Origin of the sequence: Caviibacterium pharyngocola (assembly GCF_002795405.1) — a bacterium.
Classification (GTDB): domain Bacteria; phylum Pseudomonadota; class Gammaproteobacteria; order Enterobacterales; family Pasteurellaceae; genus Caviibacterium; species Caviibacterium pharyngocola.
Map to the genome: position 1 here is coordinate 17,189 of NZ_PHGZ01000004.1, position 15,402 is coordinate 32,590.

Below are 15,402 nucleotides of genomic sequence, written 5' to 3' on the forward strand. Positions count from 1 at the left end.
AAACCCAAACCCATTTTAAAACTGTTTTAAATCGTTTTAATTTGTTTTAAAAAATTTTAACCGATAAATTATGCCAACAAGTCAAATAACGCAAATTTGAGCGTTTTAGGGCTATTTTATAAGATTTCTGAAATAATCCTGAATACCGTCCGCAATATCGTCTTCATCTTGTGGGGTAAGCGTTAAAAATGGACGAGCCGGAATATCCACTTTTTGCCCACGTCCAGCCTTGCCACCAAAATGGTGAATAGCGGCATATGCTACATTGGTGCCGACAATGGCGTTATCATTATCATAATGCGATGTAATACTGCCCATTAAATTTTCGGTATCTACAAGTGGCATACCCTCACGATATTTTAACCCTTGCCATTTCGGACGACCGCCTTGGTCAAAATTGGTTAATACCGCCGACTCCATTGTACCGGCAATATTACGCATCAAATCTTGTCGATTTTCTAGCCCATCGATTAATTGGTTAAGTGCTTGAGTAAATCTGTCTGAACTAATTTTAATTTTAATTTCAATCATTTTCCCAATTATCTCCAAGTAATGTTTTAATTGTCATTCTCCTACTGTTGATTTTTAAAATAAAGGAGTATATATTCACCAAAGCCACTGAAAAAGCGATGATAATCTCGGCGATCGCAAGCGAAAAGGTGAAATAGACTTGGGACTGTGTGTAGGTGATTCCGAGCCCTACTCAGTGGCTATTTTATTTGCTGATATTTCTTAGTAAAACTTTTCAATTTATTCATATCTGAAACATAGAAAGAATCTACAAATAGCTCATTATACTGTTCAACGTGTTTCACTATTGAAATATAAACTTTTCCATCAATCACCTTGAAAAAATAAATTTTATTTTCATTCAGAAACAAATGTGTTGAACTACTAATTACCTCAGGCAATACCGCATAATCCTCAAGCCCAAAACGCTGTCCCTCACGGCTATTAAACTGCTTAATCAACGTATCATCCGAAAGCCACACCGTTGCTGTCTTAGTCCCAATCAACTTCTGATCCGTTTCTGATAACCGACCTGCAGCAAACTTAAAGTTACGCTCTAAATGATTACGCACCCCAACCATTTGTTCCGTTGTCAGTTTTTTATTGCCCAAGTCGTTTTTCAATGCGCCGACCTGTTTTTCAAGCAATCCATAAACATGCTTAAACTCCCCACCGCGCATTTCACTTTTCGCAAACTGGTGCGCTAATTTTTCCGGATACAAATCAAGATTAGGCTTATAACTCAACCGCCCCACGTTATAGTCAAATCCCTTATCCGTAATCCGTACCGACCCGTCAGGCAATTTAAAGCCAATGGTCTTTTCTTGATTGCCTTGTTTATCCATTGGGCGGTTTACTTCCACCAAAAATTCACTGCTGTCATCCGGCGCATCCAACCCTTTACGCTTTAAATCTCGGTCATTTAAGGCAATTACCGTACAACGGCAATTAAACCCGTTCGGTGGATAAAAGGTCGCCCAAAACGGATCATCATAACGATAAATCCGCCCGTTTAAAGCTAAATGGGACGGACGGGTGCGTTCATCGCCCACAGCGGAATATTGCCAATAAGGACGGTTATCTACATTATCCATCATCCGCTGATAACGACCGGCAGAAAACGCCGCTTGCGTATTGGTGCGATAAATTGTATCTAAACGACGGGGCGTGCCAAAATATTCGCCTGTTTTCGGATCGGCTAATAATGTACCGTCAATGCCTCGGCTAATTGCCTTATCGTGCCCAAATACCCAACCTTTGCGTTCAAACTCATTGACTATGTCTTTTTTCCACGCGTGAAAAGCTTTACCGTCTTTCACTGCTTGTTCAATGGACTGATAAATATCCCGTAGCATATCCAAATTAGTCAGCCTTGCCACCGTCGTTGCACGGGCTAAGGCACTCTCATAGCGTTGCCCTTGCTTGATTTTATCTACAAACAGTTTCTTCTGTTTCAAAAATTCAACGGCTTGTGTCGGTTCTAACCCTATGACAAATTTAGGTGCGTTCGTCATCGGCAGCTCCCAATAAATCCGCTAAAAACAACGCGTTGGCTAAATAGGTTTGATGTTGCTCAATCGGCATATCCGGAAACATTTCCGCCAATTTATCGCCTGCCTCTTCATAACTGTCGCACGCCATTAATACTGCTACGGCTTTTTGCACCATAGGATTAAGCTGCGAATTAAAATCCACGGAAACAAAAGCATTATTCAGACTATCGTCTAATATATCTTGCGGATCATTTGTTGGCATTTTATGTTTCGCCGACAAAACTGCGTGACCTTGACAACCACAGCCACAACTTGCGCTATATCCTGAAAGTGCGGTGCTTTTTAACGCCGTTTCACCTTCGTTTAAATCCCCGTTAAATTCCGGTTGAACCGCTTTTAAAACCGTTTCACCGTCTTGTACTTCCGGAATACCCAACTTACCACGAACCCAACGCTCAGGAATTGCTACACCGATATTCACCAACGGCGGTAATGCCTTGGCAAATTTTTCTAAGTCCTCGTATTCTTTCGTGTCAAATTCAAAACGTGGACAACGATTCTCGTCAATAGCCGGATCAACGTTGATCTGCAAATAAGGCAAAATAATTTGCTTAGTGATAGTTTGTGCAACCAATTTCGCATCTGCAATCAACAAGTCACGGCGTACTTCATTATGCACTTGCCCTAACGCATTAGTGGATGTTTTACCGTCAGCCCCCGATGTTAAGGTTTGCCCTAAAATCAAGCGTGCTATCTCTTTCTCGCACCAGTCCACCATTTGCAAAAACGGATTATTTTGTCCGGTACTGTTTGCCGCATTATGCAGTTCCACATTCATGCTTTCCGGCATAATCCCGGCAGCGTTATGCCCGATTTGCGCCAAGGCTTTTAAAAGCGTGCGTTTTTCGTCCGATGTTGCACCGGCACCGTATTTACCGATGCGAATCGGCATACCGTAAAGTTCTAAAAATTCGGCGAAATCGTGTACGGAATAATGTTTAAACATATAATGCCACGCCAAGGTGCGATAAAGACCTTGACGGGCAAGCTGCACGGATCGGTTTTTATGGATATGTACCACCCAACCGAAAGCACGCAATGGCTCGCCCATTACATTATCGGGCGTTTTCAGTAAAATATTGTCGTCTTTATCCAGCCTAAACCAAGATTGCGGACGATGGATAAATCCATTCGGCAGCCATTTGCCGTTCACAAATTGCCAGTTAATTTCAAGAGCGGAAAAGCCGTGTCCCACCGCATCCATTAAATCCACGATCAGGTTTTCAAATTCGGAAAACTGATAAAAAAACTCATCCAGTTCTTTTTGATATTCTTGCTCTTTCGGTGTAGCATTACGCGTTTCTACAATCTGCCAATCCAGCGTTAATAAGGCACGCTTTCTCGTCCCCATATTGGCGGATATATCCCCGTCACGCTCTTCAATATCCATAAAGAGTTCGTGCTGAGTCATAATGTCGCCGTTTTCCGCATCGTCAAAAATAGATTTGAGTTTAGCCGGCGTGATGTGATTAGACGGGTGGTCGGAGATAATTCGCCCGTTTTCCGTGACACGAGCTTCGTCCGTCTGTTTTTCTGCAAAAACCGACCGCACTTTTGCTTTAAACTTGTCAAAAATATGCGCCATAGCTAACGTCTCCAAATACTGTAAATATCATCTTCATCAAAATCGTTTTCGCCAAATTCGTCATCTTTCAAACCAATCCACTCAATCGGCGCCGACGAACTCACCGCATTACGCCAAAGCATTTCTAACGCATCGGGACCGTCATCGTGGTCGGCTTTAGGAAAATGACGTAGCTGATCTATGAGCGTGGACTGAGAACGATGAATAAAAATCAAACCATTAGCAATATGGGGCTGCAAACTTTCGATTCGCAACAATTTATCACTGTTCGAGTTAACACCAGTCATCGGTACAGGCACACCTCGTGCAGCTGATTTTTTAACAATTTCGGAATTAAGAAAAGCTTGAAATTGCACATCCTCACCAAACCAACGGTGACAATGATATTGCTTATGTAGCTTAATAATATCTTCGATGATTAAATCCGGAACACGTCTTTTAATTTGCGCTTCTAGTACATATAACCGTCCTGTTTCGCGATGGTATCCGCCCACCAAAATAGCACTTGGATCTCCATTCTTGTTTTTTTTGCCGAGCGACGGATCAACTGAGCCAAAATAAATTAGATTTTTAGGTAAATCGACCCAATACTGTAAGATGTTAGCAAATATCGCCTCATCGCCCGCAGTCGGATCATTTTGATACTCCGAATCAAACGCCGAATGTCCGTCTGTGGCACGGATTTTCATCAAGACGAGTAGCGGACGAGCAAGCCAAGAAACAATCGACCCTTTATCCATTTCTGCTTTGTGTTGCTGATAAAACGCATCAGATAAAGTGTCATCGTCTCCTTCTTCGGAGAGATAAATATTTTCCCATTCATCCCATAACGCCATATTATCCGGCATACGCAAAATGGCTTTAAAGCGAGCCCGTTTCCAACCCTTAGTGCTTAAAATACGGTTTAATACGCTGTCATAATGCAGGATAGTTCCCACATAAATAACATCAAACTTTTCACCGGCTGCACCTAGCTTTAATACGGCTTTTAAGATCCAATCGTGCAATTTATTGCGTTGTTCCGGTGTTTGTACGCTTTCGTCGTTTTCAATATCATCCAATACCACTAAATCCGGACGATATGCTCCGTGGCGGCGACCACGCAATTTTTGTCCTGCACCGACCGCTTCGATTTTTTGATTTTTGTTGGTTAAAATCGCACCGGCTCGCCAAACCTTACCGGGCGCAAGCTCCGGAAAATCAATGCGCAAACGAGGGTTGCTCTCAATCTCGACCTTGATCGCCTCAAGCATACCGTAGGCTTGCTCTTTGGTATCCATCGCAATAATCAAGTATTTTTTCAGGTCGCACACCAAACACCAAAGCGGAAATAACTGCGTACAGATCGTGGACTTCGCCTCACCACGAGGCGCTGCGATAGCGTGGCGCACCGAATCTGTAACGGATTTAACCGACTGCGGTAATTGTTCAAAAAGATAGTGGTGTAATTGGGATTTATGTTCGCTCCGAACATAATGCGGAAAATACTGTTGCACAAAAAACTCGAACCCGGTTTGTGGGTCGAATACTTGTTTGCGGCGTTTAACAATGGCTTGCGGACTATCATCCCAACCTTCAAAACTCGCCTCAATATTGCGCTGGAGTTCGGTTCTTAAGGCTTCCAGTTGTTTTTCAAAGTCTTTTAGCTTCATTTTTAAATTCCTTTTTGATTTGGCGTTCCAAATCGTCAAATAAATCCATAAAATCCGGCAATAAATGGGTTTTCTTGGTCTTCACCAAATCCGCCATCATCTCAATCACCTGCATAGCGGTCGCAATCGCACTGGTTTCCGGCAAGAGTTTTTTGCTCGATGCCGTCATTTTTGCAAAGGAGTCCGCAAGCCCGGTTAAAAGCTCCACCTTTTTCATCGTTGCCAAATCTTCCGTTTCCAGCTCCGACATCACCGATTTATACTGGATAATAAACCCGCTCAACATACCGGCAGCCAAGGATTCCATATCTCCGCCCACCATAACCTGTACATCACGCGCCTTATCCCAATCATCACCTTTTGCCTGTGCTTGTGATTTCCAACGTCGTGCCGTACCAAAGGCAACGCCGGCTTTTTCCGCCGATTGCTCAAGTGTGAGACGATCAAATACATAATACCGGCGCACAAAAGCACGCACTTTTTCATCAAATGCCACATTAGCCTCCAAATTTTAAGCGCAATAGCTCAAATCCCACCGCAGCTAACCCGCCCCCGATACCACCGGCGACTAATGCCTGTACTTTGTGTTTTTTTGCCATTTCGTTAACTTGGCTTTCCAAACTCTGCATTTCACGACGTAATTTAGTGATTTCTTCGTTTTGTTTATCTACTTTTTCGTCAATACTGATTAGTTTGTCTAAAATGACATCTAATTTTTCCGATGTTGATTTATTTTTTACCCGCATTATTTATCCGCCTTTTTATCCAACTTACTCTCAATGCTGTCTAATTTGTCAAATATGCGCTCTAATTGACCGCTTACGCCCAAATTAACGTGATTTGCCATTTCTTTCGTTTGGTATTTTTCTTTTATTTGGCGGATGTCTTCTTTGACTTCGCGATGATCGCTTTCCAGCCGTTTAAACCACATCCCGATAAAAAAGACGGCAATACTCACAATCAGGTTAAAAATCATTGTGCCGTTAATTTGGATTTCCATTTTCACCTCCGCAGATCGCCCGATAAGTTTGATTGTGGACTAAAATCTGCCGTAACGTTTCTGTCGTATCCTGACGACTTGCTTTTATCACGCTAAAACCGGCGCAACTTACGTTAGTCACGGAGATCGGCAGATTGCTGCAAGCGGTCAATAACAGCAGTGCGGTCAGCATTATGGCTGTTTTCTTCATATTGTTTCCTTACGGTCAAATTTTTTACTTGAGTCTGCGCAATGATTTTTTCCGTTTGCAGTTGCTCATTGGTTTTAAATAAACGGTCTATTTCGTTATTTGCCCGTTTAATTTTGTAGCCCGCATAAGAAAGCAATATCACGACCAGGACAAAACCGACAACAAATACATATGTCATCATTTTTCACTCCGATTTAACGCATTCGCAAAGCCCTTTGTCGCTGCGCCGCCACCGCAAAATAGCGCAAACGCATTGAATAGTTCGGTGACATAAGGGCGATCGAGATAGACGCTATAAGTCAGTACGCCCGCCATTAACAACGCGCCGAAAAATTGAATAAATCCGGTCGTCGATAACCGACCGTCGTGATTGGAAATTAATTCTTTTAATGACATCACAATGCTCCCAGTTTTAAATACAACATTTCCGCTGCGGTCAGTTTGCCGTTGCACCGATAGCTCCAAGCGATCTTGCTGTAGCGAGGATTTCTGGGCAAACCGACTTGTTCTGTAATTTTTTTACCGAATAATGATTTAATCCACGTCCATAATTTCATATTGAACTCCTAATTATCTTGTGCGCCATAACGTAAATTTTCTGCAATACGCCGCACCCAGCCCCGACCGAATGCGTTGAAATGCGTTAATTTCGTATAAAAAATAAGGCGCTCGGCGTTTAAACGCATAATAATGTCGTTTTCATTCATCGCCCGAATTGCGGCGAGGGTAATTTTGCCGATAACACCGTCATCCACGACACCGACGGCGCGCTGCAACAGCCGGATGGCATTGCCGTTACCGTGGTTAACTGCGGCGTCAAAAAATTGATAGGCAACGGCGCGCGGCATTCGATCACATTGATAACGTAGCCAAACTGCGCGTCGATAGATTTCTTTTGCAGTATCGCGGCTCATTGTTTTCATTGCGCCCGTATAACCGTTTTCGATTGCCGTGCGTTTAGTAATTCCCCAGTTGGTTTCGCCGCCGGGATCATCAGGATGGTTGACATAACCGCCTTCGTGTCCTAAAGTGCGGTTAAAAACGTCATCAAAATTCATAAGTTGAGTCATAAAAATAGCCCTTAATCGTAAATCATTAAGGGCTATTTTGGATAATTTGGCGTAAGGTTAGGAGTGGAGCGGTTTCAGCACTAAAAGAGGGCGGATTGTGTTGCACTTGGTTGCATATCTTTGATTAATGACCACCCTAAGCGATCTGATATTTGATATTTCGGGCAAAGTTCAAGCATTGCTTGCCGTCCGCTTTTCCGTTCGATTTGAGTGAGGCGATCATAGTCCGATTTAAAATTATAATTGCGTAACATTCGTAAAGCAACTTCACAACGCGGAATATAGGCGTGTTCACATCTAAAAAATTCACGCAATTTAATCGCCTTATCACGCCCAATCAACTCAACTAATTTCGGGAAATAAACCACGCCGTCGGTAAAACGAAATGTCACACCGCCGAATGTTTTAATCATTTTTTCCGTATCGGCAAAACCAATCAAACGGATCATATCCTGTACAATATCCGGCAATAATTCGGTAACGTCTTCTAATTGCATAACATTCTCCTTTTTATTTGATCTTCAAGCGAATTGAAACACGAAAAATTAAAAAGGGAGAATGTTTGGGAAGAAAAATATATAAAAAATCTCGCCGTTTGGCGAGATTTATATTAATAATCTTCTTTATTAGGCGGGGTTCTCGATACACTCTTACAATCGCTAAACTCCAGTTCAAAATTGCGCTTAGCTTGGTTATACATTTTTAAATTAAAAGCGTTCGGATCATTCCATTCATCCAATCCGTTTGTTGTCATTGTTGCTGCGTAATTCCACATTAAATCAGCTTGTATCGTGGCATTTAGACAACTTGACATATAGTTAAATGCGCCGATTTCCTGTCCTTTTTGACGAGCTTCGTTTAGTCTGCCTACTAAATTTCTCCATTTTGTCGGATCGCCTTGACTATATAAATCAAATGCTTCTTTTACGCTGTTAGACGTGTTAAATGGGGTAAGTAAAATCACGATAGCCTTAGCTTTACCACGATATAAATTATAATATCCCGTATCAGTTTTAAATTTTTCCTGATCAAAGGCTTGAACAGATAAAGATAAAATTGTCAAAGTAAGTAAAGTAATAATCTTTTTCATAATCGCCTCCAATAAAAAAAGCCCTAATTTACGTTTCTTAGGGCTTTAACTTTAATCTATATCATTTGTTTTGTCTATGTTCATACACCGCCAACATCTGAATCACCTTTTTCAACTGCCAAACCGCCAACCAATGCACAAAATCCACCCCAAAGGCTTTTTTAGCCACCGCATCCGCATAAGACTGCGGTTTGCCTTGATTGGCTAAAAGTGCGGTGATTTTTGCTAAATAAATTGCCTTATCTGCCGGCGGTGTCGGGCGTTTTTGCACTTTAAATCGGGTGGCAACCGGTGTAAATCCCTTTTGCTTTAAGCCGCTCAACACAATTTTTAATTCTTGCTCGGTCATTTCTTTGCAACTGGCTTTCCCCACAAGATTGCGTAAAAATACCCGATAGGTGACATCGTCCATTTTTAACTGTGTTTTACCAATGTGGATTTTTGCCATTAATGCTTTTGCCTGCCCGGTCATCATATGCCTTTTCGCTCCTGTTTCCATTTCCGCCAAATAAGATATTGCGGAGTATTTTTCACCAAATCTAACATCCCGATATTGGCAAAACGTTCAATATATTGCACTGCGGCAACCCGTTCATCTTCTTGTGTCACAGGTTGGTTTTGCTGTTTTTCTTCGTCGTTTTCATTGCGAACTACCGCAAATAAAGGTTTCGCACCGTCATAGACTTTTTTTAGATAATTATGATTTGTCAACGCAACGATATTTTTACTTTCACGGCGGTTTTTCATTACACCGTTCACCGTTTCTTGCAATGCGTGTGCCAACAATAAACCAGGAGCATAACTTTCTAACACTTCTTGCATTAGTTTTAACGCTCGGCTATTGGATAATGCCGATTTTTCCGGACGAAAAAGGGCAATATAACTCACCAACGCGCGGGCGGTATTGCCTTTAAGTTGGGTTAATATGGTTAAGATTTCACGTCCGGCATCGTCTTCCAACAGCTGATCTAAATGGATGTCACTGTGACAAACCGGACAACGGCAGAGTTTCATATTGGCTCCTTGATTATGCTAAAACACATTACTCAGCCCACTTTAAATACAGTTTAAATGGGCTGTAAATGGGTTTTAATACGGGATATCGTTGTCAATTTCTTCTTCGTCTATGATCTCATTAATCAACTTATCCAATGCTTTATAGATAGCACTTTTCATACGATCAACGGTATTGTTTCTTGCGCATAAGAACTGCATTTGATTATCATCAAACAAGCCCATAAACCATTCTAAATCGTCAAAAGTATCGCCCTGAAAATTCACTCTTGACACCTTACCGCCTAACACATCGGTTTTTGCTCCAATACTGACCTTACTTAAGGTTTCTTCATCGTCAAAAATGACTTCTAAGCAGATTTTAGGTTGTATTTCCATACTATTTTCCCTATGCAAACTGTTCCAGCTTCGTTTCTTGCGTAAATTCCAACACCGTACTGCGCATAATTTTATTTAACGTGTCGTATTGCATACCGATATATTCATAAAAACGCCCTCTTTTATAATAAAAGGCTTCATCACTGTGCAAATTACGCAATGTAGTGGCATAATCTTTAAAACGCATATTGCGGATATGTAAATCCTCATCCAATTTAAAACGCAAAACATCAAGGTAAATCATCTCCAAAGACTGCACATAAAAGCCGTCGTTTAAAACCTGTAACGCATTTTCTTTGCCTTTTGCACTGTCTAAATGACGACAAGTGCGGTGGCTTTTTTCGTTATGTGTATCTTTGCGTAAGGTCGCCGTGTGATTAAAGTTGACAAATTTAAACATCGGCGTTTGATTTTCGATAAAATCTACAAAGCGCTTATTAATGCCCAGTTTTTCATCCGACACAATAATCGACTTCACTCCGGCAAGCCCGAAAACCTGAATAAGCTGCATAATGGCGGTTTTAGAGCGTTTACTGTTACTGTTTACTATTAACATTTCAGTCGTGCGATTGTAGAAAAAGTTATAAATTTCGCTGGACGGCGGAATGATTTGATATAACTGACTTCGGGCTTCCAGCTCCACTTCAAAAGATACGCCATCCTGACTAAGTTCATAGGTTTTATGTGCGACAAGCTCTTTGGTTAAATTCTTAAACTCTGCTCGCACCGAGAAAAATAAACCATCTTCACCCACTTCAATAACTTTCTTATCGGCAAACGGATTTTTCACAATTTCAAATTTCACCCCGCCGCGTTCATCAAGCACCGCATTTTCCAAGGTTTCGACAACCTTTTCCGTCGGAAAAGCGATGCTATACACGCCGATTTGGTTCATTTTGATATAATCTTGGTAGTTCATTTTGTTTCTCCTGTTGTTAATTAATAGATTTCAACACTTCACGTTTCGCTTTTCTTAACTCTATTTCAGCTAATTTCATCAGCTTTAAGGTGTCTTCCGCTTGGTCATTCAACACCGTTTCTTTTGCTGTTTCCAACAACGCAATTACATCGGCAATTTCGCAGACCGTATCTTGTCTTTTTCTAAGTTCCATCACACTTCCTCCACTTCCACAACATCGTCTATTTCAACGATTTTGTGCGGTAACTTATTTACATCAAAGGTGTTTAAATCACATTTTTCCAATACTTGTTCATTGCTTTTCGCCTCAACAACCGCTTCGACCAAGCAATAAAAACGGGCTACATATTTCGCCATTATTTCCTCCCTAAAATGGTTTGCTTAATACACGTTCACAAAATTTAGCGCGGTATTTGCACCATTCACGGTTTTTTACACCGGGCGCATTTAATTCGGCAATCGCCCATTGTTCTTTCGCATCTTGTAATTCACCGCACCGTTCGTTTTTTGCCGCTTGTTCGCTGTAATACTTAAAGCGGTTAAAGTTGTTGATGTTTTTATTCACTGCTTTTTCCTCTTACTAAAACACTTTATAAATGCCCCTTAGATTAAAGGGCATTGAAAAGGGTTTTAATCATCTCCTTTTGTTACACCTCCTGCTCAAACGGCATAATCACAAAATCTTCAATACCGGTTTTAATCGTAACGCCGGCAACCGTGCCGGCAATTTCCGGTTCATTTAACATCGCCTCTTTATTCGGTTCTTCTTTCACCCGAATAAAGCGAGTAAGCCCCAAAGTGCGAAGGCTCTCAAGCACGCTGTCCACCCCACGAATACCCACAGAAGGCGGACGTTGTCGCCACTGAACTTCCCCTGTGTTAAAACTGCCGGTCTTCGTTTTGCCGTTTTGTGTCAGCTCATCCCGACGGCTCTCACACCAAGCCTGTACAGCCTGTTGCACAGGCTCAATTTCCGCTTTAAGTGCGGTAATTTTCGGCGCAAATTTCTCCGTAATCGCCGCAAGCTCGTTATTCTGTTCAATCGCCAAGCCTTCGAGTTGACGTTGTAAATCACCGATTTGCTTAATTGCCGTTTCCACATCATCACGCGTTTGCAAACGCACTGCGTGAGTATCAGTTTTAATTCGAGCTGTCTTTTTTGCCATAATATTCTCCTAATAAAGCTCTCTTCCCAATTTAATAACAACCAATCGTTGTCCTTTGTTTCGTTTTTGTGCGGTTGGTGTTGACTGTTTTCGCACGCTTTCAACTCTGATATTCAATTTTTTTGCGATTTCTTCTGCTGTGCCGTCCATTAAATTTTGCTCACCACGATAGACAGCATAAATTTGACGACTTACCATTATTCCTCCTAATACCAAAACACCGCACATTTGCCTTGCATAGCCACAAATCGCTCGCGGCGTTTACCATTGATTCGCTCGGTGAGTTTCACCGCTTTCGCCATTAATCGCTTGCTTGGGCGCAAGATTAAAAATTGCGGGAATCGCCCGTCTTTTGATTGCACAATTTCCACGCCCTCGCGTCTTAAGGCGTAAGCGGTATCAATAATGTCTTGTCTTGCCATAGGGTGCTCCTTAGTCGATTAACATCTCTGCATAACGGTTAATAATGGCGGCGTCGAGTGGACGTTGGTTCATTTCCGCAATTCGCACTGCGCCGCGCATCAATTTATTTAAGCGGCGTGCATTGCCTTTACACACCTTAAATAGCAATTCGTTAAATTCTGCCGTACCTAAGCCTTTTTCGGCTAATAACGCCACATCTTCGGCGCTTAATGCATTACCCAAATCAAGGGCGATCCCCACTCTGCTATAAAGCTGGGCTAATTCACCGTATTTGCCTTTTAAATTAATTAATAATCTGGGCATACCGGCGAGCACGACGCCACATTTCGCAAGGTCGTGGATACGGCGTAAATATTCCAAGCATTTCGTGCTTAATAATTCCGCCTCATCCACAATAATTAAGCGTTCATCACTCAATTTTCCGACAATGCGAGTAAATAAGTCGTGATTAAGCCCCGTATCATTCACACCTAACTGTTGGCATAAGGTTTTAAGCAATACTTTCGCATTACAACTCGGTTCAACTTCGATAAAAATCGTTTCCGGATTACACTCCACATAGCGTTTTAATGCTTGAGTTTTACCCAAGCCGGCAGCACCGGTAATCACCGCAATATCGCCTTCAACGTGCGCGATATGGATAGCATCTAAACAGCTTTCCGCCGCAAAGGTCGGCACAAATTCCGTATTAAATTTTCGCTCGACTACTTTGTCTTTTTGCCGACCGATTAAACGTTTTACAGCTTCATCGACTTCATCTGTTTTGCCTTTGTATGTGCCTTTTAAATATTGGTTAATAACGGCAACGGATTTCCCGACTGCATTGGCGATCTGTTGTTGGGTAAGACCGTTTTCTTGCATATATTGTTGTAATTGCTCTTTCATCTTCGCTCCTATGCTTGTTTTCTGCGTAATTCACTTGGTAATACGGCGATTTCTTCCGCCTTTGCCGCCTTTTTCAAACTGGTTCTTAACCCGTGCAACAAATCAGTGCTTGTGTTGTGTTCAAGGTTGATAACCGGATTAAGTTCTGCATTAATTTCGTCCACTTGCGCTTGTTTGAGCTTAATTCTGTGCTGATAACGTGTTTCTCTCGCTTTTTCCACAAAAGGTTTCGGAAATGCATCTCGCTTATTGCCGTTCCAAATGCCGTCGCAAATATAGCTCCCGTCCAACCGACGAATAATCACCGTTTCCGCATTGTGAATATCAAAACTCACCGCCACTTTCTCACCGTCCACATTAATGAGTTGCTGGTTAAAATAGTCATTGTTAAATACGGATACCCAGCCACGTTGTGCGGTGCGGATCACTTGCGGTCTAAACATATCTCTCGCTTCGACCGGTGTGACATACAACACATCAACGCCTTTTAATAATTCCGCACGCTTGCGTGCCGGCGTCGTGCCGATTTCTCGGTGGATATGTTCTTCGTTATACCAACGCACACCTTCTTCTACGGCGTCAACAAACTGTTTCCAACTGGGCAATTTTCCCACCGCACTTTGCTGTTTCGGGGTTAATTCGGTTTTGCGCTGTCTTAAGGCTTTATCTAAAGAGATAATCGCCGTGCCGGTTTTTCGTGCCGTTTCGCGATCTGCACCACCGCCGTGATACGTTTCAAACTGCCGTGCAATGCGCAACAATAATGTCTTATTCACCCGCTCAATAATCCCACGCCCTTGCGGATTGCCCGGAATACCCGTCTGGTGATTTATCCCAAGTCTTGGCAACATTCCGGTAATATCACCGTCTAACATCCAGTTTTTCTCACCGCCACCGTTATCGGAGTAGTAAATTGCCGGTATGCCGTGCCGCTCAATGCCACATCTCAAGGCATCCGCGACCGCTAAACAGTTCTCCGCCAAACTCACCGACCAGCCCACAATAAACCGACTTGCGGTATCCATAATTAACGTCACTTCTGGAATAAACGGACGACCGTGATCAGGATGCTGTACCTTCATCTTCATTGAGTGACCGTCACCCACCCACACGTCATTCGCCCGCAATACCGACCAATCACGCTTAACATAAGTATTCAACGCTCTAAGTTCTGCACCGGTTTTTCGCCCGATTTCTTTGATTAATTTCGGCAGCTTAGCTAACCCGCGACGCACCTGACCAATACTCGGCAACCGTTCAAGCAACAAAGGCTGATCCGCAAACTGCATTTGCCAACGATAAGCAAATTCGTGGTAAGCCTCGGCAATATTCACCCCATTCGTATTACGATAAACCGCTAAAAAATCAGGCAACCAAGCCAATTCCTCGGCTTTTTTCGCTTTTCGCTGTGCCGGTGCAAGGGCTAGCAAACGCTCTTCCGCATTACTCGCCTTGTGATACTTAATTACCCACTTATTTAACGTGGTCACTGATAAAACCCGTCCACTATTACCCTTTTTCGCATTGGCAATTTCCACTAAGCCGATTAATTCCGCCGATAACTGACCGCACTTCGCCTGTTCGCAAAAGTACGTCACCGCCTTAATCCGGCTCATAGACTGTTCCAACTCCGCCACACAAGCCACTAATGCCATACGCGCATCAGCGATTTCACGTTGTTTAGTTGTTAAAGAGCAGATGTCTTCATTGCGCACAACCGGCACAGACACTTTTTTATTTACCACCGACATTGCAAACTTATCGCGGATCTCGGCTTGGATTTCTTCGGGTAGGGTATTTAACGCGTATTCAATACCGCCCCCGCGTCCTTTGCGGGGTTGGGATTGCCAGTTTTCTTTTTTAGCCCTAGTTATTATGGCTTTCTTGGTTGTTGGCAGCTTTATTAAGTTTAAATCCACTAATTCTTGCGCTGAATAATATGATTTAAGTTCACTCATAATGAACTC

Annotated in this window: 25 protein-coding genes; all 25 read right to left on the bottom strand. The window is 42.5% G+C overall.

Annotated elements, in window-relative coordinates; all coding sequences use genetic code 11:
* Nucleotides 1-111 precede the first annotated feature (111 nt).
* Nucleotides 112-531, bottom strand: a complete 420-nt coding sequence (locus tag CVP04_RS01395; RefSeq protein ID WP_100295742.1) for a phage virion morphogenesis protein — start codon at nt 529-531, stop codon at nt 112-114.
* Nucleotides 532-710: 179 nt separating this feature from the next.
* Complete coding sequence (locus CVP04_RS01400; RefSeq protein ID WP_100295743.1) at nt 711-2,024, bottom strand: phage minor head protein; 1,314 nt, start codon at nt 2,022-2,024, stop codon at nt 711-713.
* A complete protein-coding gene (locus tag CVP04_RS01405; protein WP_100295744.1) occupies nt 2,008-3,648 on the bottom strand; it encodes a DUF935 domain-containing protein in 1,641 nt (546 codons plus the stop codon). Before CVP04_RS01405 ends, CVP04_RS01400 begins: the two co-directional genes overlap by 17 nt.
* 2 nt (nt 3,649-3,650) lie before the next feature.
* Nucleotides 3,651-5,300, bottom strand: a complete 1,650-nt coding sequence (gene terL, locus CVP04_RS01410; RefSeq protein WP_100295745.1) for a phage terminase large subunit — start codon at nt 5,298-5,300, stop codon at nt 3,651-3,653.
* The gene (locus CVP04_RS01415; protein ID WP_100295746.1) at nt 5,281-5,796 is read right to left on the bottom strand and encodes a DUF1804 family protein; all 516 of its coding nucleotides are present in this window, start codon (nt 5,794-5,796) and stop codon (nt 5,281-5,283) included. Before CVP04_RS01415 ends, terL begins: the two co-directional genes overlap by 20 nt.
* 1 nt (nt 5,797) lies before the next feature.
* Nucleotides 5,798-6,046: a hypothetical protein gene (locus CVP04_RS01420; RefSeq protein WP_341476044.1), complete on the bottom strand. Its 249-nt coding sequence runs from the start codon at nt 6,044-6,046 to the stop codon at nt 5,798-5,800.
* A complete protein-coding gene (locus CVP04_RS01425; protein WP_100295748.1) occupies nt 6,046-6,300 on the bottom strand; it encodes a hypothetical protein in 255 nt (84 codons plus the stop codon). The genes CVP04_RS01420 and CVP04_RS01425 overlap by 1 nt, the downstream gene beginning before the upstream one ends.
* A 113-nt stretch (nt 6,301-6,413) precedes the next feature.
* Nucleotides 6,414-6,671, bottom strand: coding sequence for a DUF2681 domain-containing protein (locus CVP04_RS01430; RefSeq protein ID WP_341476045.1), 258 nt, complete (start codon nt 6,669-6,671; stop codon nt 6,414-6,416).
* Nucleotides 6,668-6,886 (bottom strand): DUF2644 domain-containing protein, encoded by a 219-nt coding sequence (locus tag CVP04_RS01435; RefSeq protein WP_100295749.1) that lies wholly within the window; start codon nt 6,884-6,886, stop codon nt 6,668-6,670. Before CVP04_RS01435 ends, CVP04_RS01430 begins: the two co-directional genes overlap by 4 nt.
* Complete coding sequence (locus tag CVP04_RS12200) at nt 6,886-7,047, bottom strand: hypothetical protein (RefSeq protein ID WP_165772757.1); 162 nt, start codon at nt 7,045-7,047, stop codon at nt 6,886-6,888. Before CVP04_RS12200 ends, CVP04_RS01435 begins: the two co-directional genes overlap by 1 nt.
* Before the next feature lie 9 nt (nt 7,048-7,056).
* Entirely contained in the window at nt 7,057-7,560 is a 504-nt protein-coding gene (locus CVP04_RS01440; RefSeq protein WP_100295750.1) for a glycoside hydrolase family 108 protein, read from the bottom strand.
* An 80-nt stretch (nt 7,561-7,640) separates the two neighbouring features.
* Complete coding sequence (locus tag CVP04_RS01445) at nt 7,641-8,057, bottom strand: mor transcription activator family protein (RefSeq protein WP_100295751.1); 417 nt, start codon at nt 8,055-8,057, stop codon at nt 7,641-7,643.
* A 113-nt stretch (nt 8,058-8,170) separates the two neighbouring features.
* Nucleotides 8,171-8,650, bottom strand: coding sequence for a hypothetical protein (locus CVP04_RS01450; protein ID WP_100295752.1), 480 nt, complete (start codon nt 8,648-8,650; stop codon nt 8,171-8,173).
* A 61-nt stretch (nt 8,651-8,711) separates the two neighbouring features.
* Complete coding sequence (locus CVP04_RS01455) at nt 8,712-9,125, bottom strand: gp16 family protein (RefSeq protein WP_243385055.1); 414 nt, start codon at nt 9,123-9,125, stop codon at nt 8,712-8,714.
* Complete coding sequence (locus tag CVP04_RS01460) at nt 9,122-9,664, bottom strand: hypothetical protein (RefSeq protein ID WP_100295754.1); 543 nt, start codon at nt 9,662-9,664, stop codon at nt 9,122-9,124. Before CVP04_RS01460 ends, CVP04_RS01455 begins: the two co-directional genes overlap by 4 nt.
* Before the next feature lie 75 nt (nt 9,665-9,739).
* Entirely contained in the window at nt 9,740-10,042 is a 303-nt protein-coding gene (locus CVP04_RS01465; RefSeq protein ID WP_100295755.1) for a hypothetical protein, read from the bottom strand.
* Between the two features lie 10 nt (nt 10,043-10,052).
* Nucleotides 10,053-10,961, bottom strand: coding sequence for a hypothetical protein (locus CVP04_RS01470; RefSeq protein ID WP_100295756.1), 909 nt, complete (start codon nt 10,959-10,961; stop codon nt 10,053-10,055).
* Between the two features lie 16 nt (nt 10,962-10,977).
* The gene (locus tag CVP04_RS12205) at nt 10,978-11,154 is read right to left on the bottom strand and encodes a hypothetical protein (RefSeq protein WP_165772758.1); all 177 of its coding nucleotides are present in this window, start codon (nt 11,152-11,154) and stop codon (nt 10,978-10,980) included.
* Nucleotides 11,154-11,318 carry a hypothetical protein gene (locus CVP04_RS12210; protein ID WP_165772759.1) on the bottom strand — a complete coding sequence of 55 codons (165 nt, stop codon included), beginning with the start codon at nt 11,316-11,318 and terminating at the stop codon, nt 11,154-11,156. The genes CVP04_RS12205 and CVP04_RS12210 overlap by 1 nt, the downstream gene beginning before the upstream one ends.
* 10 nt (nt 11,319-11,328) lie before the next feature.
* Nucleotides 11,329-11,526 carry an ANR family transcriptional regulator gene (locus CVP04_RS01475; RefSeq protein ID WP_100295757.1) on the bottom strand — a complete coding sequence of 66 codons (198 nt, stop codon included), beginning with the start codon at nt 11,524-11,526 and terminating at the stop codon, nt 11,329-11,331.
* A gap of 82 nt (nt 11,527-11,608) precedes the next feature.
* Complete coding sequence (locus tag CVP04_RS01480; protein ID WP_100295758.1) at nt 11,609-12,127, bottom strand: host-nuclease inhibitor Gam family protein; 519 nt, start codon at nt 12,125-12,127, stop codon at nt 11,609-11,611.
* A 9-nt stretch (nt 12,128-12,136) separates the two neighbouring features.
* Entirely contained in the window at nt 12,137-12,325 is a 189-nt protein-coding gene (locus CVP04_RS01485) for a hypothetical protein (RefSeq protein ID WP_207761603.1), read from the bottom strand.
* 8 nt (nt 12,326-12,333) lie between these two features.
* Nucleotides 12,334-12,549, bottom strand: coding sequence for a hypothetical protein (locus tag CVP04_RS01490; protein WP_100295759.1), 216 nt, complete (start codon nt 12,547-12,549; stop codon nt 12,334-12,336).
* A gap of 10 nt (nt 12,550-12,559) precedes the next feature.
* The gene (locus CVP04_RS01495) at nt 12,560-13,435 is read right to left on the bottom strand and encodes an AAA family ATPase (protein ID WP_100295760.1); all 876 of its coding nucleotides are present in this window, start codon (nt 13,433-13,435) and stop codon (nt 12,560-12,562) included.
* An 8-nt stretch (nt 13,436-13,443) separates the two neighbouring features.
* Nucleotides 13,444-15,393 carry a Mu transposase C-terminal domain-containing protein gene (locus CVP04_RS01500; protein ID WP_100295761.1) on the bottom strand — a complete coding sequence of 650 codons (1,950 nt, stop codon included), beginning with the start codon at nt 15,391-15,393 and terminating at the stop codon, nt 13,444-13,446.
* Nucleotides 15,394-15,402 lie beyond the last annotated feature (9 nt).